Genomic DNA, 20,406 nt, shown 5'->3' on the forward strand with positions numbered 1-20,406 from the left:
CTTGTACCGCCATCGCAATTTATGTAGCATTCACTTAACTTAAATGTTGTAAGCACTACATTTTCGATGCTGGCAATTTAGCATAAGCATATGCGTACCGCAACAGAAAAGACACTAGTAAACCCGCAGATTTCACCCACTGTTTTCATCCACTTTCCAACACACACCATATGAGTGCATTCAACGAAGAGCGCGTGCTGAGCGTGCACCACTGGACAGACAAGCTGTTCACCTTCACCACCACCCGCGATCCGTCGCTGCGGTTTTCCAACGGCCACTTCACCATGATCGGCCTGAAGACCGAGACCGGCAAGCCGCTGCTACGCGCCTACAGCATCGTCAGCGCCAACTATGAAGAACACCTGGAATTTCTGAGCATCAAGGTGCCCGATGGCCCACTGACTTCGCGCCTGCAGCACATCCGGGTAGGCGACAGCATCATCGTCGGACGCAAGCCCACCGGCACCCTGCTGATCGACTATCTGCTGCCCGGCAAGCGCCTGTACATGTTCTCCACCGGCACTGGTCTTGCACCATTCATGAGCGTGATCCACGACCCCGCGACCTACGAAAAATACGAGGAACTCATTCTGGTGCACGGCGTGCGCCAGGTGGAAGAGCTGGCTTACCACGATCTATTGACCCAGCACCTGCCCCAGCATGAATTTCTGGGCGAGCTGGTGAGCAAGCAGCTACGCTACTACCCCACAGTGACGCGCGAAGCCTTCCACACCATGGGCCGCATCACCGACCTGATCGAGAGCGGCAAGCTGGCCAAAGACCTGGGCCTGCCCGATCTGGACCCCGCCACCGACCGGGCGATGATCTGCGGCAGTCCTGCCATGCTGCGCGACCTGAAAATCAGCCTCGAAGAAAGCGGTTTCAAGGAAGGTAACACCTCGCGCCCCGGCGACTTCGTGATAGAACGTGCGTTCGCCGAACAGTAAGCACTACACCATGCCCAGTACCGCCAAATCCGGCCGCCAACCGGTTGCCAGCAAGAAGGCACCAGCCAGCAAAACCGGCAAAACCGCCAAGCCCGGCGTGCGCGAGCAGAACGCGCAGGCCACGCGCGACAGCATCCTACGCGCAGCCACCAAGGTCTTTGCCAAGCACGGCTACGACGGCGGCAGCGTGGAGAAAATCTCCACCGCCGCCAAGTCCTACGACCGCATGATCTACTACTACTTTGGCAGCAAGGAAGGCTTGTATATCGAGGTGCTGGAGGGCATTTACCGCCGCATGAACGAGGCCGAGTCGCGGCTGGCGCTGGACGTGGCCCAGCCACTGGAGGCGCTACGCGCGGTGATCCGCTTTGTGCTTGACTACTACCGCAAGCACCCGGAGTTCATCACCCTGCTGAACACAGAAAACCTGCACAAGGGCAAGCACATCGCCAAGTCGCTGCGGGCCCGCGAGTACTCGTCGCCGGCGATTGCCATCCTCGGCGAGATCATGCAGAACGGCATCGCCCAAAAGCTGTTCCGCGACGATCTGCAGACCCGCGACGTGTACCTGCTGATCGCCTCGCTCGGCTATTTCTACCTGTCCAACCGGTACACCTTGTCCGCCTTTCTGGGCGACAACCTCGAAGCCCCCGATGCCTTGGCGCACTGGGAAGGCTTTGTGCTCGACACCGTGCTGCGCACCGTGACCCGGTAGCCGCCCCATACAACCACCCCACGAAGGAACACCATGGCAGAAGCAATCGCCGGCGCAAAGTCGGGCAAGGTCGTCATCCAGAATATTGGTCTGCTGCTGTCGGGCGACATCGACCAGCCCATCCTCGATGCAGACACCATCGTCATCCATGACGGCCTGATCGTCGCTGTAGGCAAGGCCAAGGACTGCGATACCAGCGAAGCCCGCACCACCATCGACGCCCGCCAGACCTGCGTCGCCCCCGGCCTGATCGACAGCCATGTGCATCCAGTGTTCGGCGACTGGACCCCGCGGCAAAACCAACTGGGCTGGATCGACTCGACCATGCACGGCGGCGTCACCACCATGGTTTCGGCCGGCGAAGTGCATTTGCCGGGCCGGCCCAAGGACATCGTCGGACTGAAGGCCCTGGCCATCACCGCCCAGCGCGCATTCGACAACTTCCGCCCGGGCGGCGTGAAGGTGATTGCCGGCGCGCCCATCATCGAAAAAGGCATGGTCGAGCAGGATTTCAAGGACCTGGCCGATGCCGGCGTCAGCCTGTTGGGCGAAGTCGGCCTGGGCTCGGTCAAGGCCGGCTACGAGGCCCAGCAGATGGTGGCCTGGGCGCGCAAGTACGGCATCCAGAGCACCATCCACACGGGCGGCCCATCGATCCCCGGCTCGGGCCTGATCGACAAGGACGTGGTGCTGGAGGCCGATGCCGACGTGATCGGCCACATCAACGGCGGCCACACCTCGTTGTCAGAAGCCCATGTGTGCGAGCTCTGCGAAAAATCCTCGCGCGCCATCGAGATCGTGCACAACGGCAATGAAAAGGTGGCCATCGCCGCCGCCCAGGCCGCGCTGCAGCTCAAATGCCCGCACCGCGTGATCCTCGGTACCGACGGCCCGGCGGGATCGGGCGTGCAGCCCCTGGGCATGCTGCGCATGGTGGCCCTGCTGTCCAGCCTGGGCAATATCCCGGCCGAACTGGTGTTCTGCTTCGCCACCGGCAATACCGCGCGCATTCGGAATCTGAACTGCGGCCTGGTCGAGGTCGGCCGCGCCGCCGACTTTGTCTTCATGGACAAAGCCCAACACTCGGCCGGTCGCAACTTACTGGACAGCGTGCAGCTCGGCGACCTGCCCGGCGTCGGCATGGTGATGATCGACGGCATCGTACGCTGCGAGCGCAGCAGGAACACACCTCCGGCGACGACAGTACCGACATACGTCGGTGCGTCTTAAGAGCGCTTCAACTTAGTCATGGACAGGGCTCTCACGAGAGTCCGACTGGCACAACCGAACAGGCGACTCTGTTGATTCTATTTCGGAGAAAAAACGAAACCTTAGGCTGGAGTCGTTACTTTTCGGGTGTGCTTGAGACTTCGTGAAATAAGAGATGGTGGCTCGGACCGGAATCGAACCGGTACGACTTGCGTCGGCAGATTTTAAGTCTGCTGTGGCTACCAATTACACCACCGAGCCTACTTCGCAACGCACTTGCACGTTGAAACAAAACAGCCCCGGCAACGTGATGGTTGACAGGGCCGGATCTAGAGGCGACTACCAGTCAGTGCCGGTAAGGGTATTGCGGGTAGAACCTTAAATACCTTGGACGCCTCTGTTTCTTTGCGCCAGTGCTGAAAAGCCTTTGAATTGTACTCTGCTATCACAAGCCCACCACCCGAGCTTGGCAACAAAAACCACTCTTGCGAGACATTAAGATCACGCTGAAACGGCGCGCCGGCAGAAACGAACAAGCCATCTAGAAAGGCTGTCCGATACACAAGCGCTTATTTACACAACAAATTTGGACGTAAAAAAAAGGAAGCATATAGCTTCCTTTTTTTACTAATTTGGAGCGGGAAAAGAGTCTCGAACTCTCGACCTCAACCTTGGCAAGGTTGCGCTCTACCAACTGAGCTATTCCCGCGTTTCAAGCCTTGCATTATAGCATGACTTTTTGCTCTTAATCTGAAAAACCAGACCAAGTTTTTTGGAGGCGCGACCCGGAGTCGAACCGGGCTAGCCGGATTTGCAATCCGGTACATAACCGCTTTGTTATCGCGCCCAAACCACACATGAAAAAGGGAAGCATTGCTTCCCTTTTTACCAATTTGGAGCGGGAAAAGAGTCTCGAACTCTCGACCTCAACCTTGGCAAGGTTGCGCTCTACCAACTGAGCTATTCCCCGCGTTTCAAGCCTTGAATCATAACATGATTTTCAGCTTATTTTTACTTGAACTGTGTTCTTGTCGCTTGCTGATTCAAACTATTTGTATGCTGCAGCAAGCCTCAAATTATAGCCCACTTTTTGAGTCTTTCCACCCCCTGCTCCAATCTCTGCAGATTTTGCGACGCGAAACACCAGCGCAACCATCCCTGGGCCTGTGGTGCAAACGCGTTTCCGGGGGCCAGCCCCAGGCCAGCCTCTACCACTAAGCGTTTAGCGGTCACCAAGGAGTCGTCATGGCCTTCAAGCTTGAAGAACGCATACATGCCCCCTTTGGCAGATGCCACGTGCACACCGGGCACGGCCTGCAGCAGAGGCACCAGGGTGTCACGGCATTGCTTTAAATGTGCCACTACGCGCGGGGTGATCTCATCGGTGCGCTGCAAAGCCTGGATGCCTGCGCGCTGCACGAAGACGCTGGCACAGGAAGTGTTGAACTCAATCAATTTACCCATATGCGGCGTTGCGCTGGCAGGCATCACCAGCCAACCCAGGCGCCAGCCCGTCATCAAAAAGCTCTTGGAAAAACTGTGCACCACTACCAAGCGATCCTCCGGCTCGGCTACATCCAGGAAGCTGGGGGCGCAGCCATTCGGACTGGGTTCGTAGTACAGGCGCTCGTACACCTCATCGGCCAATATCCACGTGCCCGTACGGCGGCAATGGTCAAGGATGGTTTGCTGCTCGGCTCTCGTCAGCGTCCAACCAGTGGGGTTATTGGGTGCATTTAGGATCAGCAGTTTGGTCTCTGGCGTAATGGCCGCCAGCAGCTGCGCCATGTCTAAGGCCCAAGCTCCATCGGCTTGCGGCTGCAAGGCCACGCAGCGCAATTGCGCCCCCAGAATGACAGGCTGGGCCGTCAGGTTAGGCCACACCGGCGTCACTGCGACCACCTCGTCACCCGCGTCCACCAACATCTGGATGGCCAGCATCAGTGCGTTCACGCCGCCCGATGTCATGGCAATGCGGTTCACCTCTATAGAACCGTGCAAGCGGCTCATATAGCCGGCCACAGCTTCACGCAGTTCAGGCAAACCCAGGTTGTGAGAGTAAAACGTTTCACCTTGCTGCAAAGAGGCGATCGCGGCCTGGCGAATGAAATCAGGCGTCACCTCGTCGCTCTCGCCAAACCAGAAGGCCAGCACATCACTGCGCCCCATGCCTGCATTGGCAACTTCACGGATTTTGGATTCCTCAAGATTCAGGATGTCTTGGCGCATGGAGATAGGTGGAAAAGATGGAGTCCTGATTATGATGAACTCCGCCCCATTTCCAGGAGACCCTCCATGCGCTTGCGCACCCTCGCCTGCTATGCACTAGCCGTGACTCTGGCCGCTGCCGCACCTCTGGGCGTTGCAAAAACCAAAAAGAAGCAGGCCTCGGGCGAATCCTCGCAAGAGCGCATTCACCGCGGCTCGGCCGAGAGCACGGCCGAACGCGACAAACGTCTGCTGCGCGAATGCAAAGGCCGGCCGAATGCCGGGGCCTGCGCGGGCTACACCGGCTAGATGGGGCGCTGCATCTTGCAGCTGTTGGGCATTTCGGCCTGGGCCGCGCTGATCTGCTTGATAACGCGAAAGCCGTAACCTGAACCCTCCACGTCGAACTTCACACCCGGCGCGCCCAGCCGGTCCATGATGCCTACCGCCAGGTTTTGCTGGAACTGGTGATCCACCCCGCGCATGCTGCCGCTTTGGCCATACAAACTAACGCTGGCGCTCTCCAGCTTTGCGGCGACAGCTATTAAATCCATAGTGCCCGCTTTTTCAATGGCCTGGGCCAACGCCTCGACCATGAGCTGCATGCGCATGTGCAGATAGTCTTCAGATGGCTTGGGAAAGCGCTGGCGAAAGGCTTTGACAAAGGCCTCGCTCTGAGCGCCCGGCACGTTCGGCAACCAGTCGGCCACGGCAATCACCTTGCCCACGCCCGCCTCGCCCAGTGCAGCCGGTGCGCCCAGGGCGTTGCCGTAAAAGGTGTAGAACTTGCCTTCAAAGCCCAGCTCACGTGCAGCCTTAACCAGCAGAGTCAGGTCGTTGCCGAAATTACCGGTGATGACGGCCTGGGCGCCGCTGGCCTTGATCTTGGCTACATAGGGGGCGAAGTCCTTGATGCGGCCCAGGGGGTGCAGCTCATCACCCACCACCTGCACATCGGGGCGCTGAATGGCCAGCTGGCGCTTGGCCTCGCGCGCCACGGTCTGACCGAAGCTGTAGTCCTGGCCCAGGATGTAGACGTTCTTGACTGCCGCGTCTTCCTTGAACACCGACATCAGCGCCGCCATGCGCATATCGGTGTGAGCGTCGAAACGGAAATGCCAGTAGCTGCATTTCTCATTGGTCAGCGTGGGGTCCACTGCCGCGTAGTTCAGGAAGATCACTCGCTTGCCGGGCTCGCGCTCGTTGTGCTTGTTGATGGCATCAATCAACACCGCAGCCGTAGCCGAGTTATTGCCCTGCATAACGATCTGCACGCCGTCGTCGATGGCCGCGCGCAGCGCCGACAAAGCATCTTCGTTCTGGCCTTTGCTGTCGTAACGCTCCAGCTGCAGCGGGTGCTTACCGTCGGGCAACTTGACGCCACCGCGCGCATTCACGCGCTCCACCGCCCACACCAGGTTACGGAAAACGGCCTCGCCGCCGTTGCCCAGCGGGCCGCTCAATGCCTCGATCTGGGCCAGTTTGATGGGCGCCGCAGCGCCCTGGGCCCGCACCAGCGCGGGGGCGCATAGAGACGCACCCAGAAATTTCAAGAGCTGGCGGCGAAACTTAAACATGGCGAAATTTCCTTGAAAAAAAACCGGATGCACACAGATGCTGTCCATGCGGCAATCACTGTGAGGGCCGCGCAGTGTAATAGGAGCTACCTCATGTTTTTTGCCACCAACATCCCCGCATCTGCCCGCTTCGTGCGTCCAGCACACAGCCTGCGCGCACTGCATCGCCTGCTCGAAGAAAGCCATGCCGGCGCAGGCCAAGCAAGCCACAACGTAACCCAGGACGAGACCAGCTACACCCTGCAATTCGACGTGCCGGGCATCGCCAAAGAGCAGCTGTCCATCGGCATAGAAGGCAACGTGGTGCGACTGGAAAGCCTGCCCGAGGCACCGCGCAAATACAAGGCGGCCTACGAATTGCCGCAGGACATCGACGTGTCGGCCAGCGACGCCAAGCTGGAAAACGGCGTGCTGACACTAAAGCTGGCCAAGAAGGCACCTGTCAGCAATGTGTCCACGCTGACCATCAACTAAGTCGGTTAAAGCGAATCCAAAAGCCAGCGCGGTTTCACGTCGAACGCATAGGTTCGCGTGGCCGCCTGCAGGCCGGACTGCAGCCGCATGGCGCCGGCCATGGCAATCATGGCTCCGTTATCGGTGCATAGGTGCAGCTCGGGGTAGTGCACGCGCACACCGGCTTTGGCGCACACAGCATTTAGCTGGGTGCGAAGCGCTTTGTTAGCCCCCACGCCGCCAGCAACAACCAGGCGGCGCAAACCGGTACGCTGCAAGGCTGTAACCGATTTCTTCCACAGCACCTCGACAATCGCCGCCTGGGTACTCGCGGCCAGATCGGCTTTACGTGACTCCAGATCGTCGCCCAGCTTCTTGGCCTGGGTCATCACCGCAGTCTTCAAACCGGCGAAGGAAAAATCCAGATTGCCGCTGTGTAGCAAGGGGCGTGGCAGCTTGAATGCAGCCGGGTCGCCATGCTCTGCCAGACGCGACAAGGCCGGGCCACCGGGATAGCCCAGGCCCATCAGCTTGGCGGACTTGTCAAAGGCCTCGCCAGCGGCATCGTCAATGGTTTCGCCCAACATCTCGTAACGGCCCACGCCGTCAACGCGCATCAGTTGGGTATGGCCGCCAGAGACAAGCAGCGCGACAAAAGGAAATTCCGGCGGATCGGCGCTCAGAAACGGTGACAACAAATGCCCTTCCAGGTGGTGCACGCCCAACACGGGCTTATCCAGTGCAGCACCCAGCGCGCAGGCCACGCCCGCACCCACCAGCAAGGCACCGGCCAGCCCCGGGCCACGGGTGTATGCCACCACATCCACATCGGCCAGGCTTTGGCCCGACTCGGCCAGAACCTGCTGGGTCAGCGGCAGCACGCGGCGGATATGGTCGCGGCTGGCCAGCTCGGGCACCACGCCGCCATAGGCCTGGTGCATCTCGATCTGGCTGTGCAGAGCGTGCGACAACAACACGGGCAAATCCGCGCCCTCGGCACGCACCAACGCTATCCCGGTTTCATCGCAGGATGATTCAATACCTAATACCAGCACAATAGACCTCTCGCTTTTTCAGCACAGCAACCAAACGCTGGAGTTTAGAACGTGTTCCCAGGTGACCCCTGCTTTCCAACCGCCGTGCACCTTATTGGCGCAAATCTTGCGTATTTCCCGCCATGAGCCCTTCCCTGCGTATCGTGGTCATTGCCCCGGATCTGGACATACTGGACCCGTCGGACAGCCATGCGTTGCTGCAAGCCGATCGCTCACGTGCACTGCGCATCGGACTGCTGGAAAACAACTACAACCTGATCGCCAGCCTGCCCGCCGACGTGTTCCTGACCGAGCGCCTGGCCCAGCTGCAACCCGACATGATCATCGTGGACGCCGAGAGCGAGGCGCGCGATGCCCTGGAGCATGTGGTGATGGCCACGCGCAATGCCCCCCGCCCCATCGTCATGTTTACCAATGACGGCGACACCTCGCATGTCAAGGATGCGGTGGCAGCGGGTGTGTCGGCTTATATCGTGGCCGGCCTGTCGGCCGACCGCATCCGGCCGATTCTGGATGTGGCCATGGCGCGTTTTGAACACGAGCAGGCCCTGCGCACCGAGCTGGCCGTGACCCGCGTGGAGCGCGATGAACACAAGGCCGAGCTGCACAACCGCAAGATCATAGACCGCGCCAAAGGCCTGCTGATGCAGCGCCAGGGCATCACCGAACCGGAAGCCTACGACAAGCTGCGCAAAGCCGCCATGGACAAGAGCATGAAGCTGGTGGAAGTGGCCCAGCGCATACTCGATGTGGCCGAGCTGCTGGGCTGAACCGGGGGAATGCACCAACCCAGTGCCAATTTGTTTCATAATGAAACAAGGCTATGGCGCAATCTACATATGATCTTACAGCTATCAAATAAGTAGCAATAGCGATTTTCAAGGCTGGCACAGGGCTTGCGGAAACAGACCTAGCTGCAGCGCCCTAGACCCTCTGCACACCAGACACACAGGTCGGCTTGGCTGAGGACTACTTGGTTTTTGCAAACACCGAATCCACTTTGACACCCGTATTAGCCCCATTTGCCCGAGCCCAGCAGGCGACCGTGCATGCCGCAAAGCCCGTCAATCTGCACCGAGTGCTGGACACACTGGTCAACAACCTGGAAGGCATGGCCTACCGCTGCCTACCGGACGGTCGCTGGACCATGCGTTTCGTCAGCCAGGGCTGCACGCGTCTGTGCGGCTATAGCGCGCACGAGTTGCTAGACCCGCAACACATCACCTGGGAAGCCATTACCCACCCCGACGATCGTGCCCGGGTACGCCGGGAAATCGGCGCCGCTATGGCCCAGGGCCAACGCTTCACCGTGTACTACAGCATCACCACCCGCAGCGGAGAAATCCGCAAGGTGAAAGAGCAAGGCATACAGGTCACGGACGAGGCCGATCAGCTGGTGCTGGAGGGCTTCATCGAGGACGTGACCGACGTCCACCTGACGCTGGAGGCCCTGGCCCATGCCGAGCTGCGCTACCGGCAAATCTTTGAACACGCCCGCGAAGGCATCTTCCAAACCACGCTGGATGGCCGCTACATCGCCGCCAACCCGGCACTGGCCCTGCTCTACGGCTACGCCACGCCAGAGGAGCTGATCGCCGACCTGTCCGACATCGACCGCCGCCTGTATGTGCAGCCCCACCGGCGCGAGCGCTTCGCCCGGTTAATGGCCGCGCACGGTGAAGTCAGCAACTTCGAGTCCGAGGTGTACCGGCGCGACGGCAGCAAGATCTGGATTTCCGAGAACGCCCGCAGCGTTTATGACAGCCAGGGCGCCTTCATCTGCTTCGAAGGTACGGTACAGAATATTTCCGAGCGCAAACATCAGCTGGAGCAGCTCGAATACCAGGCCAACTACGACACGCTGACCGGCCTGGCCAACCGTAATCTGCTGCGCGACCGCATCGCGCCCGCCATCTCCCATGCCGAGCGCCTGGGGCATTTCCTGGCCGTGGTGTTCATCGACCTGGACCACTTCAAACTCATCAACGACAGCCTGGGCCACGACGCGGGCGACCAGCTGCTGGTGGAGATTGCGCAGCGCATCCGCGCCTGCATGCGCGCCTCGGACACGGTGGCCCGCCACAGTGGCGACGAATTCGTGCTGCTGCTGAACGAGCATATGCAGGCCCACTCAGTCATTTCGCACCTGCAGCGCCTGCTGGGGCAGATCAACCAGCCGGTGCACCTGCAGGGCCGTGCCTTCCAGATGGGCGCCAGCATGGGCGTGGCGCTGTACCCGCAAGACGGCAAGGACGCGCAGACCCTGCTCAAACACGCCGATGTGGCCATGTATGCGGCCAAGGAGCGCGGACGCAACAACTTCCAGTTCTTCACCCCCGAACTCAACCAGGTAGCCGACGAGCGCCTGAACCTGGGCACCGCCATGCGCGTCGGGCTGGAGCAAAACGAGTTCACCGTGGCCTACCAGCCCAAGGTGGATGCGCAGGGCCGCATCACCGGTCTGGAGGCGCTGGCCCGCTGGCACAGCGCGCGCATAGGCACGGTGGGACCAGACCGCTTCATCCCTATCGCCGAAGAGACTGGCCTGATAGGCGCGCTGACCGACACCATCCTGCGCCAGGCCTTTGCCGATGCCTGTAGCTGGGCACCAGTGCAGGGCCGCCAGTTGTCGGTGGCGGTGAATCTCTCGGCCAAGCTGTTTCTGGCCAACGACCTGGTGGCGCGCATCCGCAATCTGCTGCAGGCCAGCGGCCTGGCGCCGCAGCGGGTCGAGCTGGAGATTACCGAAAGCGTGTTCCTGCACGATATGGGGCGTGCCGTGTTACTGCTGAACGAGCTCAAGGCCCTGGGCGTACGCCTGGCCATGGACGACTTCGGCACCGGGTATTCGTCGCTGTCGTATCTGCGCAGCCTGCCGCTGGACACCATCAAGATAGACCGCTCGCTGATCACCGGCATCGAACAGGACGAAGACCTGGCCGTGATTGCCTGCGCCATCGTGAATCTGTGCAAAAACCTGCGCAAATCGGTGGTGGCCGAGGGTGTGGAAAACCGTGCCCAGTTCGACTTGCTGCACGCCAAGGGCTGCGACGGCTTTCAGGGCTATCTGTTTTCCAAACCGGTGCACCAAGACGTGTTGCGCAAGCTGTTGACCCAGGCCCGGGGCACCATTTTGCTGCCGCCGGCCGAAGCTCTGGCCTGCTGAAATGATGCACTGCACAAGAGCAGTGCAAAACCCAGCTTAAAAACAAAACAAGCGCCAGCGCAGACAAACAAAGCGCAAGCAGCTATATTTTATATAGCACTCAACGACAAAACAGCCTGGCACGGCGTTTGCTTAAATAGACCAAGACCAAGGTTGGTCCCATGGCAGCTGGAATCCAATGGCGGGTTGCAGCGATCAGTTTTCGGACAAAGGCGTCCCCATCCGTTCGGGTGGCTGCACATGCAGCCCCGAGCGCGATGAGGACGCCTTTTTTGTTTTTGGCCCCGACTTTCACATTCACTTTGGGAAGCTTGCACATGACCGATCTTTTGACCACCAAACTGAGCCGCCGCACCGTGCTGCAAACCGCGGCAGTAGGCGCCGTAGGCATCAACCCGGCGCTGCGTGCCGCGGTCTACGCCCAGGGCTCCGACAAGCCCGAAAAAGAAGAAGTCAAGATCGGCTTCATCCCGCTGACCGACTGCGCCAGCGTGGTGATGGCTTCGGTGCTGGGCATCGACAAGAAATACGGCGTGAAGATCATCCCCAGCAAGGAAGCCAGCTGGGCCGGCGTGCGCGACAAGCTGGTCAACGGCGAGCTGGACTTCGCCCACGTGCTGTACGGCCTGGTCTACGGCGTGCACCTCGGCATCAGCGGCCCCAAGAAAGACATGGCCGTGCTGATGACGCTGAACAACAACGGCCAAGCCATTACGCTGAGTAAAAAGCTGGCCGACAAGGGTGCCGTCAACGGTGCCGGCCTGGCCAAGCTGATGGCTACCGAGAAGCGCGAATACACCTTTGCCCAGACCTTCCCCACCGGCACCCACGCCATGTGGCTGTACTACTGGCTGGCTGCCAACGGCATCAACCCCATGAGCGACGCCAAGGTCATCACCGTGCCACCGCCACAGATGGTGGCGAATATGCGCGTGGGCAATATGGACGGCTACTGCGTGGGCGAGCCCTGGGGCCACCGCGCCATCATCGACGGCATCGGCGTCACAGCGCAAACCACGCAGGACATCTGGAAGGACCACCCCGAAAAAGTGCTGGGTACCAGCGCCGAATTCGTCAAGAAATACCCGAACACCGCGCGCGCCGTCACCGCCGCGATTCTGGAAGCCGGCAAGTGGATCGACTCCGGCCTGGCCAACAAGAACAAAATGGCCGAAACCATTGCCGACAAGAGCTACGTCAACACCAGCGTGGACGCCATCAACCAGCGCATCCTGGGCCGCTACCAGGACGGCATGGGCAAGACCTGGGACGACCCGAACTACATGAAGTTCTACAACGAAGGCGCGGTGAACTTCCCCTACCTGTCCGACGGCATGTGGTTCCTGACCCAACACAAGCGCTGGGGCCTGCTGAAGGACCACCCCGACTACCTGGCCGTGGCCAAGCAGATCAACCAGATCGACATCTACAAACAGGCCGCCACCGCCAGCAAGACACCCGTGCCCAAGGACGTGATGCGCAGCGCCAAGCTGATGGACGGCATGGTGTGGGACGGCAAGGACCCGAAGAAGTACGCCGACAGCTTCAAGATCCACGCCTGAACTTGGCTCCCCCCAAGCTTCGCGCACTGCGTGTCGCTTTCGCCAACCCCCTACAGGGGGCGATACCAGTGGCCCGGCAAAGCCGGTTCCACGGTATCCCGCGAAGGGGAAACGCTCAACCTTCATCTACCTAGGAGAACCCCATGGTCAGTGCTGTATTCCACTCCCCCGGCGGCGTCGAATTTGACGAGCCCGCCACCACGATTGCTCCCAAAATGCTAGCCACCACCGCAACACCTACCAGCGCCAACACCGTAAAAGACGTAGCACCCAAGCTGCCCTATGACTGGCGTGGCCTATGGCTGAAAGTGCTGCCGCCGGTGCTGGGCCTGGGTCTGCTGATCGGTATCTGGGCGCTGGTGTCGATCGGCACCTCGTCCAGCATCCCCTCGCCTTACGAGACCTTCCAGCAGGCGGTGGTGCTGTTCAGCGACCCGTTCTACCGCAAGGGCCCGAACGACCAGGGCGTGGGCTGGAACGTGCTGGCCTCGCTGCAGCGCGTGGCCGTGGGCTTTGGCCTGGCGGCGTTGGTGGGCATACCGGCCGGCTTCGTGATTGGCCGCTTCAGCTTCATGAGCCGCATGTTCAACCCGCTGATCAGCCTGCTGCGCCCGGTGTCGCCACTGGCCTGGCTGCCGATTGGCCTGATGGTGTTCAAGGGCGCGCACCCAGCCGCCATCTGGACCATCTTCATCTGCTCGATCTGGCCCATGGTCATCAACACCGCGGTGGGCGTGCAACGCGTGCCGCAGGACTATATGAACGTGGCGCGGGTGTTGAACCTGAGCGAATGGAAGATCGTCACCAAGATCCTGTTCCCCTCGGTTCTGCCCTACATGTTGACCGGCGTGCGCCTGGCCGTAGGCACAGCCTGGCTGGTGATCGTGGCCGCCGAGATGCTGACGGGCGGCGTGGGCATCGGCTTCTGGGTCTGGGACGAATGGAACAACCTGAACGTCAAGAACATCATCATCGCCATCTTCGTCATTGGCATCGTCGGTCTGGTGCTGGAATACGCGCTGATCAAGCTGGCCACCGCATTTACGTTTGAAGAGGTGAAATCATGAGCATCCCATCCATCCCCGCCCATGCCGTACCCAAGTACATCGAAATCCAGGGTGTGGAGCAAACCTTCCGCACCGCCAAGGGCAGCTTCCCGGCGCTGCGCGACATCGACCTGACGATTGCCAAGGGTGAGTTCGTAGCGCTGATCGGCCACTCGGGCTGCGGCAAGTCCACCCTGCTGAACCTGATTGCCGGCCTGACCAACCCCACCCGGGGCACGCTGATCTGCGCCAACCGCGAGATCAAGGGCCCCGGCCCGGAGCGTGCCGTAGTGTTCCAAAACCACTCGCTGCTGCCCTGGCTGACCTGCTTTGAAAACGTCTACCTGGCGGTAGAGCGCGTATTCGGTGCGGGCGACAAGTCCACCGGCGCCGCCGCCGAAAACAAGGCCCAGCTGAAGGCCCGCACCGACGCGGCCCTGGCCCTGGTCGGCCTGACCGCCGCCGCGCAAAAGCGCCCCGGCGAAATCTCCGGCGGCATGAAGCAGCGCGTAGGCATTGCCCGGGCCCTGAGCATGGAGCCCAAGGTCTTGCTGATGGACGAGCCCTTTGGCGCGCTGGACGCCCTCACCCGCGCCAAGCTGCAGGACGAGCTGCTGGCCATCGTACAGAAAACCCAAAGCACGGTGGTGATGGTGACCCACGATGTGGACGAAGCCGTGCTGCTGAGCGACAAGATCGTGATGCTGACCAACGGGCCGGGCGCCACCATCGGCGAAGTGCTGGCGGTGGACCTGCCGCATCCGCGCAACCGCGTGCAGCTGGCCGACGACCCGCGCTACCTGCAGTACCGCAAGGCGGTGATCGACTTCCTGTACACCCGCCAGGCCCATGTGGAGAAAATCACAGCTTGAAAATACGGCTCTGGCGCAGATAACACCTGCGCCAGCAGCTATAAATACCGTAGCAAATCAGTATCAGGTGCCGCGCACCAGAGCCTCGAATGCGGCCAGCGGCAGCGGCCGACTGAACAAATAGCCCTGGTAGGCATGGCAGCCTTGGGCTGCCAGCACCTCGCGCTGGGCCTCGGTTTCCACACCCTCGGCCACCACCGACAGACCCAGGCTGTTACCCAGCACGATGACCATATTGGCGATAGCCGCGTCGTTCGGGTCGGTCAGGATGTCGCGCACAAAGCTCTGGTCGATCTTCAGCTGGTCCAGCGGCAGACGCTTCAGGTGCGACAACGAGGAATAACCGGTACCAAAATCATCCAGCGAGAAGCCCACGCCTTCGGCCTTGAGCAGCTCCATCTTGGCGATCACGTCCTCCACATTCGACACCAGCAGGCCTTCGGTCAGCTCCAGCTTCAACAGCTGCGGCCGGGCACCGGTACGCCGCAGCACATCCAGCACCTGGTCCACAAAGTTGCTCTGGTAGAACTGGCGCGGGCTGACATTCACGGCCACCGTCAGGTGCGCCAGGTCGGGCTGCTGCGCCCATAGCGCCAGCTGAGTGCAGGCCGTCTCCAGCACCCACAGGCCCAGGGGCAGGATCAGGCCGGTGTCCTCGGCCAGCGGAATGAATTCTGCCGGCGACACCATACCGCGCTCGGGGTGGTTCCAGCGCACCAGTACCTCCACCCCGGTGTACACGCCCCTGCCCACCACCTGGGCCTGGTAGTGCAGCAGAAACTCCTGCCGCACCAGGGCTTCACGCATACCGGTCTCCAGCGCCGCGCGGGCCGATACCTCGGACTGCATCTGCGGATCAAAAAAGCGCAGCGTATTGCGGCCAGCGGCCTTGGCCTGGTACATGGCCATATCGGCCCGCTTGAGCGGCTCCTCGATACCCTCCTGCGGCTCGCCAAACAGGGTGATGCCTATGCTGGGCGTGCTGTGGTGGGCCTGGTCACCCAACATATAACTCTGGTTCAGCGCGGCCAGCATCTTCTCGCCTACGGTCTCGGCCAACTTCGCCGCATCCAGCGGGTCGCTGCCCAGGTCCTCCAGCATGACCACGAACTCATCTCCGCCCAACCGGGCCACGGTGTCGCCCTTGCGTATGCAGGTGGACAGGCGCGCGGCCACGGCCTGCAGCAAGAGGTCGCCCTTGTGGTGGCCAAAGGTGTCGTTGAGGATCTTGAAGTTGTCCAGATCGACGAACAGCAGTGCACCCAGGCGCTTGTGGCGCGGCCACTGGGCCATGGCATGGGCCAGGCGGTCCATCAGCAGGCGGCGGTTGGGCAACTGGGTCAGTGGGTCGTAGAAAGCCAGGTTCTGGATCTGCTCCTCGGCCAGCTTGCGCTCGGTGATGTCGGTCATGTTGTCCACGTAGTGGGTGACCCGGCCGGCGGCGTCCTTCACGGCGCTGATGGTCAGCCACAACGGAAATTCCTCGCCGCTCTTGCGGCGGTCCCATATCTCGCCCTGCCAGGTGCCGGTGCGGGCCAGGCTGTCCCCCATTTCCACAAAAAAGGCCGCGCTTTGCCGCTCCGAGCGCAGCAGTTGCTGCGGCGTGAGGCCCACGGCATCCTCCGCGGTATAGCCGGTGATGGCGGTAAAAGCGCTGTTCACCCGCAAAATGACCCAGTTCTCATCGGTCACCAACATGCCCTGCTGCGACTCGAAGGCCGTGGCGGCGATGCGCTGCTCCTCGTCGGCCAGCTTGCGCTGCGTCAGGTCGTGCAGCACCGTGTGGATAGCGTCCACGCCGTCGAGCACGATGGAGGTGGCCTGTACCTCCACGTCCACCACACTGCCATCCAGACGAAAGAAACGCATATGCGCCGGCCCCACGTTCCCGCCGGTTTCCAGCACATAGCGCAGGCGCTGGTGCGCCAACTCGACGGAGTCGGGGTGCAACCGGTCATCCATGCGCGTGCCCAGCAAGACATCGGCCGACGCCGCGCCCAACAGTGCCAACGCAGCAGGGTTGGCGTAGATGATGGCTCCAGAAGCCTGCACCAACACAGCCTCGGGCGAGCGCTCCACAATGGTGCGGTAGCGGGCTGTGCTGTCGCGCAAAGCCTGCTCGCGCTGATCAAGGGTTTGCAGCAGGCGGTTGAAACCACCAATCAGGGCACCCACCTCGTCCTGCATCGGTATGTCCAGTGGACGCAAGACATGGCCCCGATCGGTCACGTCGGCCAGGGTTTTAACGGCAGCCAGCATGGGCGCGAACTGCCGGCGCAGCATCCACCAAACCAACCCGCCCGCCAGCAGGCTCAAGAACACCGCCACCAACAGCATGCGCCTTTGCATCGCATAGATAGGCGCAAAGGCCTCGTCTGCGGGCAGAACGGACGACAGGGTCCAACCCGCAGCCCCAATCTTCATGCTGGTTGACAACACTTCCTGCCTCGTGCGATCCAACGACAGACCATAGCTGCCATCGGCCTCGAAGAGCCGGTCTATCGAAGAATCCACACCGGCCGCCGGCAATACTTGCGACACCAGAGCTTTGTCGGTGGCTGCCACCACCTGCCGGTACTTGGTCGTAATCAGGATATAGCTGCCGGTACGCGCATGGGGCTGCCCCGTCACCTGGTCCAGAAAATTGGGTTCAATCAGGTTGGTCCACCCTGCCATGGCCCCCACCGCTTCACCCTTGGGGCCTCGCAACGGTATCACCATCGACAGAATCCAAGCCTGCAGCCTGGCATCCCAGAATGGGCGGCCTACGGTGGCCGCGCCTTCACGCAAGGCGGTCGCCACCGCCTCATCGTCCAGGCCATTGCTGCCCATGCGGTCGGCCAGACGTTTATCCGTATCCACCACGGTGCCGTCACGGCGGTAAGTGATAAAACCTGCATTGAACAGGTTGCGAGTGATGGGCCGCTGGCCTACCCAGGACTGCAGCACCGGCTTGGAATCCAGCGCATCGGATGGCACTTCGACCGAAAGATTCACCAGCGCCTGGAAGCGCTGTTTCACCGCGTTGCTGAGATCAGAGGCCAGTGCCTGGGTGGTAGTGACTTGTTGCTCCCCCAGCAACAACTGCATTTCATCTCGCAGCACGCGGCTGGCATACAGCGCCAGCGACCAGATACCCACCAAAAAAATGGCCAAGGTACTCAGGGTCACCCGTGTCTTTAGCGAGCGCCATTGAAAGACCTTCACATGCTTGCCCAATATTTCCCCCATCACCGACGCCCCTGCGCATTCCCGACAGCTGGAATGGCAGACTAAATGCCTGCCACCATACCATTCCTATTGCTCACCACCCTTACAAGAGTTTACGAATCGGTTGTATTAGGGCAGCTAACACGCCACCTTGCGCAAAAAATCCGCCAATGTGCGCCCGACCTCGGAGCTAAATGACGTGTCCAGCACCTCCAGGCTGCGGATGCGGTCCACGCGGAAGCTGCGAAAGTCGTCTCGGGCCTCGCACCAGGCCACCAGGGTCCAGACCCGGCCCCAGTAAAAGCAGCCCAGGGGCTGTACGGTGCGCTGGCTCTGGGCGTCCTTTACGTCGCAGTAATCCATTTGCAACTTGCGGCGCTGGCCTATGGATTCACGCAGCAGCTGCAGGTGGGCGCGCACCGGAGCGGTCAGGCCGTTGTAACTAGCCGGCGGCGCATACACCGCCAAGCTCTCGGCGGCCACCCGCGCGGCCGGCGGCAAGATGGACAGCATCTTGCCTAAAGCGTCCTCGGCAGCCAGGGCCAAGGGCGCGTCCAGCCAAGGCTGGGACAGGCGCACGGCGGCCACCAGGGCCTTGGCCTCGTCCTGGCTGAACATCAGCGGCGGTAGCTCAAAGCCGGCGCCAAAGCGGTAGCCCATGCCGGCCTCGCCCTCGATAGGCACGCCCTGGCGCTGCAGGTCGGCCACGTCGCGGTACACCGTGCGTTCGGACACCTCCAGCCGCTCGGCCAGAAAGGTGGCGGTGGACAAACGCCGCCCACGGATCAGCTGGACGAGCTGGAACAGGCGGTCGGCACGGCGCATGGTGTGTGAAAATTTTTTAAGCTATTTAGGCCGCCAGCGCAGTAAATACATACGCCAGAAGCTATGAAAAATGCAGCAGATCAATCGACCACGGTGACGCCGATGTAGACGGCGATGCGGCCCTCGCCGGTGTACTCCTCAAAGTCCACGGCGTAGCGGCGCGGGTGGGCGGGCGCATTCTCAAAATACTGCCACACCGCCGCCCACAGGGCCAGCACGGTCTGCGGCATGGCGCCCTGCCCTTCGAACACCATGTAGGCGCCGGCTGGAATCTCCAGGCTGTGCAGGCCCAGTGAAGCTTCTGGCGGCTGCTGGGTCTGCACGGCGGCAGTCAGGTCGTAGGCACCGTTCACATCCGAGGCATAACCGCTATAGGCACCGTACAGCGCCGCCTGCGGGGTATAGCCCGGCACAGACTGGGCTACCCGCTCGGCAAAGAAGCGGCCCCACAGGGCCGGAATCTTGCCAGTGAGGGGGTTCATCTCCTCCAGGTTGCTGGTGCGCGTGGTAATGCCGGCCAGTAGCCGGGCTGTGTCTAGGCGCACCAGGCGCGGCGGAGGGATCAGGGTCATATTGGAATGTCCGGTATTGAAAGCTGCAGACCTCTGTGCGAGGCGCTATCTAATATATAGCTATCTGCGCAGATTCCCTCTGCGCCAGAAGGCTGAATCGTTTGAAATTGCAAGACCGCCAAGTCGGCCTGCATGGCCTGGGCGATCAGGCGCATATCGGCGTCGCTGATGTCGAACAGGCCGAAGCGGAACTTATAGCCCCAGCGGGCAGGCGACTCGACAAATTCGAACTGCGGCAGCAGCGGCAGGATGGACGCCTCTTGCGCCGGCACATAGGCCACGTCCCTGCGGAACGGCACAAAGCCGCCGCCCATGTCAAAGGCGTAGGGCCCGCCCGGCTGCACGAGGCCGATCGACACAAAGCGCTGCAGCCGGTCCTTGCCGCCCATGGTGACGGTGGGCGCGTAGTAGGCCACGCGGTCGCCGGCCTGCACGCGCTTGAGCGGTGCGGCCTTGCCATGGCAGACCTGCATATAACCCACACCGCCCGCCTCCACGCTGCAGCCACGCCGCGCATGGACGGCGCTGGCCACGGCAATCCAGTTCTTGCGTGCCATGGCCAATACTTAGACCAGGGAATGCAGGCCGACGCGGTTGCCGTCCGGGTCACGCAAGTGAGCGATGAAACCCATGCCCGGAGGCAAGGCGGTCTTGGGCTTGAGCAGCTTGGCGTCCAGACTTTGCGCGCGCTCCAGGGCCGCGTCTATGCTGGGCGAGCAGTCCAGGTACACCAAGGTGCCCTGGATGGACGGTTCGGGCGTGTCGGCGCCGCTTTGCAGGCAGCCTTTCACACCCTCGTCCGGTGCAGCAAAAATGGCTAACGTGTAGTCCTGCCCGCCCATGGGAAAGACTTCGCGGTGCAGGCTCTTGCCCAGCACGGTTTCGTAAAAACGCTGGGCCTGGTCGATGTTCTTGACCGGGATTTCAAACCAGCTGATGGCGTTGGAGTTAGACATGGGATGCATCCTTTCGGGGTTCAGTTAAAGAGA

Annotated in this window: 18 protein-coding genes and 4 tRNA genes; 10 read left to right on the forward strand and 12 right to left on the reverse strand. The window is 61.3% G+C overall.

Translation table 11 applies throughout. The annotated features are described in order from the left end of the window. Window positions 1-170: 170 nt before the first annotated feature. From AC07R0_RS19540 to AC07R0_RS19550, 3 genes are read left to right on the forward strand one after another with little or no spacing between them, the layout of a single operon-like run. Window positions 171-947, forward strand: coding sequence for a ferredoxin--NADP reductase (locus tag AC07R0_RS19540; RefSeq protein WP_495106076.1), 777 nt, complete (start codon window positions 171-173; stop codon window positions 945-947). Between the two features lie 10 nt (window positions 948-957). Next, entirely contained in the window at window positions 958-1,662 is a 705-nt protein-coding gene (locus AC07R0_RS19545) for a TetR/AcrR family transcriptional regulator (protein ID WP_495106077.1), read from the forward strand. Window positions 1,663-1,695: 33 nt separating this feature from the next. Next, the gene (locus tag AC07R0_RS19550; protein ID WP_495106078.1) at window positions 1,696-2,892 is read left to right on the forward strand and encodes an amidohydrolase family protein; all 1,197 of its coding nucleotides are present in this window, start codon (window positions 1,696-1,698) and stop codon (window positions 2,890-2,892) included. Between the two features lie 155 nt (window positions 2,893-3,047). Here the strand turns inward: AC07R0_RS19550 and AC07R0_RS19555 are convergent. From AC07R0_RS19555 to AC07R0_RS19575, 5 genes are all read right to left on the reverse strand, one after another. Next, window positions 3,048-3,132: transfer RNA gene (locus AC07R0_RS19555), tRNA-Leu, on the reverse strand. Window positions 3,133-3,504: 372 nt separating this feature from the next. Next, window positions 3,505-3,580: transfer RNA gene (locus tag AC07R0_RS19560), tRNA-Gly, on the reverse strand. A 64-nt stretch (window positions 3,581-3,644) separates the two neighbouring features. Then, window positions 3,645-3,718, reverse strand: a tRNA-Cys gene (locus AC07R0_RS19565). 47 nt (window positions 3,719-3,765) lie between these two features. Further along, a tRNA-Gly gene (locus AC07R0_RS19570) sits at window positions 3,766-3,842 on the reverse strand. Between the two features lie 100 nt (window positions 3,843-3,942). Beyond that, a complete protein-coding gene (locus AC07R0_RS19575; protein WP_495106079.1) occupies window positions 3,943-5,100 on the reverse strand; it encodes a pyridoxal phosphate-dependent aminotransferase in 1,158 nt (385 codons plus the stop codon). Window positions 5,101-5,166: 66 nt separating this feature from the next. Here AC07R0_RS19575 and AC07R0_RS19580 point away from each other — a divergent pair, with 66 nt between their 5' ends. After that, a complete protein-coding gene (locus AC07R0_RS19580; protein WP_495106080.1) occupies window positions 5,167-5,388 on the forward strand; it encodes a hypothetical protein in 222 nt (73 codons plus the stop codon). Here the strand turns inward: AC07R0_RS19580 and AC07R0_RS19585 are convergent. Next, window positions 5,385-6,656: a branched-chain amino acid ABC transporter substrate-binding protein gene (locus AC07R0_RS19585; RefSeq protein WP_495106081.1), complete on the reverse strand. Its 1,272-nt coding sequence runs from the start codon at window positions 6,654-6,656 to the stop codon at window positions 5,385-5,387. The two genes, AC07R0_RS19580 and AC07R0_RS19585, sit on opposite strands and share 4 nt — an antisense overlap. 93 nt (window positions 6,657-6,749) lie before the next feature. On the opposite strand from AC07R0_RS19585, the gene AC07R0_RS19590 reads away from it, so the two are divergent. After that, window positions 6,750-7,130: an Hsp20/alpha crystallin family protein gene (locus tag AC07R0_RS19590; protein WP_495106082.1), complete on the forward strand. Its 381-nt coding sequence runs from the start codon at window positions 6,750-6,752 to the stop codon at window positions 7,128-7,130. Window positions 7,131-7,135: 5 nt separating this feature from the next. Here AC07R0_RS19590 and tsaD read toward each other — a convergent pair whose 3' ends face one another. Further along, a complete protein-coding gene (tsaD, locus tag AC07R0_RS19595) occupies window positions 7,136-8,164 on the reverse strand; it encodes a tRNA (adenosine(37)-N6)-threonylcarbamoyltransferase complex transferase subunit TsaD (protein WP_495106083.1) in 1,029 nt (342 codons plus the stop codon). 122 nt (window positions 8,165-8,286) lie between these two features. On the opposite strand from tsaD, the gene AC07R0_RS19600 reads away from it, so the two are divergent. The 5 genes from AC07R0_RS19600 to AC07R0_RS19620 all read left to right on the forward strand — a co-directional run bounded on the left by AC07R0_RS19600 (window position 8,287) and on the right by AC07R0_RS19620 (window position 14,810). After that, window positions 8,287-8,934: an ANTAR domain-containing response regulator gene (locus AC07R0_RS19600; RefSeq protein WP_495074677.1), complete on the forward strand. Its 648-nt coding sequence runs from the start codon at window positions 8,287-8,289 to the stop codon at window positions 8,932-8,934. A gap of 230 nt (window positions 8,935-9,164) precedes the next feature. Beyond that, window positions 9,165-11,330: a putative bifunctional diguanylate cyclase/phosphodiesterase gene (locus AC07R0_RS19605; protein WP_495106084.1), complete on the forward strand. Its 2,166-nt coding sequence runs from the start codon at window positions 9,165-9,167 to the stop codon at window positions 11,328-11,330. Window positions 11,331-11,647: 317 nt separating this feature from the next. Next, window positions 11,648-12,892 (forward strand): CmpA/NrtA family ABC transporter substrate-binding protein, encoded by a 1,245-nt coding sequence (locus AC07R0_RS19610; RefSeq protein ID WP_495074679.1) that lies wholly within the window; start codon window positions 11,648-11,650, stop codon window positions 12,890-12,892. Window positions 12,893-13,035: 143 nt separating this feature from the next. Beyond that, window positions 13,036-13,959 carry a nitrate ABC transporter permease gene (ntrB, locus tag AC07R0_RS19615; protein ID WP_495106085.1) on the forward strand — a complete coding sequence of 308 codons (924 nt, stop codon included), beginning with the start codon at window positions 13,036-13,038 and terminating at the stop codon, window positions 13,957-13,959. After that, window positions 13,956-14,810: an ABC transporter ATP-binding protein gene (locus tag AC07R0_RS19620; RefSeq protein WP_495096573.1), complete on the forward strand. Its 855-nt coding sequence runs from the start codon at window positions 13,956-13,958 to the stop codon at window positions 14,808-14,810. The genes ntrB and AC07R0_RS19620 overlap by 4 nt, the downstream gene beginning before the upstream one ends. A gap of 63 nt (window positions 14,811-14,873) precedes the next feature. Here the strand turns inward: AC07R0_RS19620 and AC07R0_RS19625 are convergent, their stop codons facing one another. From AC07R0_RS19625 to AC07R0_RS19645, 5 genes are all read right to left on the reverse strand, one after another. Further along, the gene (locus AC07R0_RS19625) at window positions 14,874-18,041 is read right to left on the reverse strand and encodes a bifunctional diguanylate cyclase/phosphodiesterase (RefSeq protein ID WP_495106086.1); all 3,168 of its coding nucleotides are present in this window, start codon (window positions 18,039-18,041) and stop codon (window positions 14,874-14,876) included. 117 nt (window positions 18,042-18,158) lie between these two features. Continuing rightward, window positions 18,159-18,845, reverse strand: coding sequence for a helix-turn-helix transcriptional regulator (locus AC07R0_RS19630; protein ID WP_495106087.1), 687 nt, complete (start codon window positions 18,843-18,845; stop codon window positions 18,159-18,161). An 80-nt stretch (window positions 18,846-18,925) separates the two neighbouring features. Next, window positions 18,926-19,417 carry a GyrI-like domain-containing protein gene (locus tag AC07R0_RS19635; RefSeq protein ID WP_495106088.1) on the reverse strand — a complete coding sequence of 164 codons (492 nt, stop codon included), beginning with the start codon at window positions 19,415-19,417 and terminating at the stop codon, window positions 18,926-18,928. Beyond that, on the reverse strand, window positions 19,414-19,974 hold the full coding sequence (locus tag AC07R0_RS19640; protein WP_495106089.1) for an EVE domain-containing protein: 561 nt from the start codon (window positions 19,972-19,974) through the stop codon (window positions 19,414-19,416). The genes AC07R0_RS19635 and AC07R0_RS19640 overlap by 4 nt, the downstream gene beginning before the upstream one ends. A gap of 9 nt (window positions 19,975-19,983) precedes the next feature. Continuing rightward, window positions 19,984-20,373: a VOC family protein gene (locus AC07R0_RS19645; protein ID WP_495106090.1), complete on the reverse strand. Its 390-nt coding sequence runs from the start codon at window positions 20,371-20,373 to the stop codon at window positions 19,984-19,986. Window positions 20,374-20,406 lie beyond the last annotated feature (33 nt).

This window comes from Rhodoferax sp. GW821-FHT07F03, from assembly GCF_059418745.1.

Excerpts from the sequence above, each read along its gene's own strand:
- AC07R0_RS19640 (WP_495106089.1), bottom strand. The coding sequence starts at position 19,974 with ATGGCACGCAAGAACTGGATTGCCGTGGCCAGCGCCGTCCATGCGCGG.
- AC07R0_RS19580 (WP_495106080.1), top strand. The coding sequence starts at position 5,167 with ATGCGCTTGCGCACCCTCGCCTGCTATGCACTAGCCGTGACTCTGGCC.
- AC07R0_RS19645 (WP_495106090.1), bottom strand. The coding sequence starts at position 20,373 with ATGTCTAACTCCAACGCCATCAGCTGGTTTGAAATCCCGGTCAAGAAC.
- AC07R0_RS19600 (WP_495074677.1), top strand. The coding sequence starts at position 8,287 with ATGAGCCCTTCCCTGCGTATCGTGGTCATTGCCCCGGATCTGGACATA.
- ntrB (WP_495106085.1), top strand. The coding sequence starts at position 13,036 with ATGGTCAGTGCTGTATTCCACTCCCCCGGCGGCGTCGAATTTGACGAG.
- AC07R0_RS19625 (WP_495106086.1), bottom strand. The coding sequence starts at position 18,041 with ATGGGGGAAATATTGGGCAAGCATGTGAAGGTCTTTCAATGGCGCTCG.
- AC07R0_RS19575 (WP_495106079.1), bottom strand. The coding sequence starts at position 5,100 with ATGCGCCAAGACATCCTGAATCTTGAGGAATCCAAAATCCGTGAAGTT.
- AC07R0_RS19635 (WP_495106088.1), bottom strand. The coding sequence starts at position 19,417 with ATGACCCTGATCCCTCCGCCGCGCCTGGTGCGCCTAGACACAGCCCGG.
- AC07R0_RS19550 (WP_495106078.1), top strand. The coding sequence starts at position 1,696 with ATGGCAGAAGCAATCGCCGGCGCAAAGTCGGGCAAGGTCGTCATCCAG.
- AC07R0_RS19585 (WP_495106081.1), bottom strand. The coding sequence starts at position 6,656 with ATGTTTAAGTTTCGCCGCCAGCTCTTGAAATTTCTGGGTGCGTCTCTA.
- AC07R0_RS19590 (WP_495106082.1), top strand. The coding sequence starts at position 6,750 with ATGTTTTTTGCCACCAACATCCCCGCATCTGCCCGCTTCGTGCGTCCA.
- AC07R0_RS19545 (WP_495106077.1), top strand. The coding sequence starts at position 958 with ATGCCCAGTACCGCCAAATCCGGCCGCCAACCGGTTGCCAGCAAGAAG.
- AC07R0_RS19620 (WP_495096573.1), top strand. The coding sequence starts at position 13,956 with ATGAGCATCCCATCCATCCCCGCCCATGCCGTACCCAAGTACATCGAA.
- AC07R0_RS19610 (WP_495074679.1), top strand. The coding sequence starts at position 11,648 with ATGACCGATCTTTTGACCACCAAACTGAGCCGCCGCACCGTGCTGCAA.
- AC07R0_RS19540 (WP_495106076.1), top strand. The coding sequence starts at position 171 with ATGAGTGCATTCAACGAAGAGCGCGTGCTGAGCGTGCACCACTGGACA.
- AC07R0_RS19630 (WP_495106087.1), bottom strand. The coding sequence starts at position 18,845 with ATGCGCCGTGCCGACCGCCTGTTCCAGCTCGTCCAGCTGATCCGTGGG.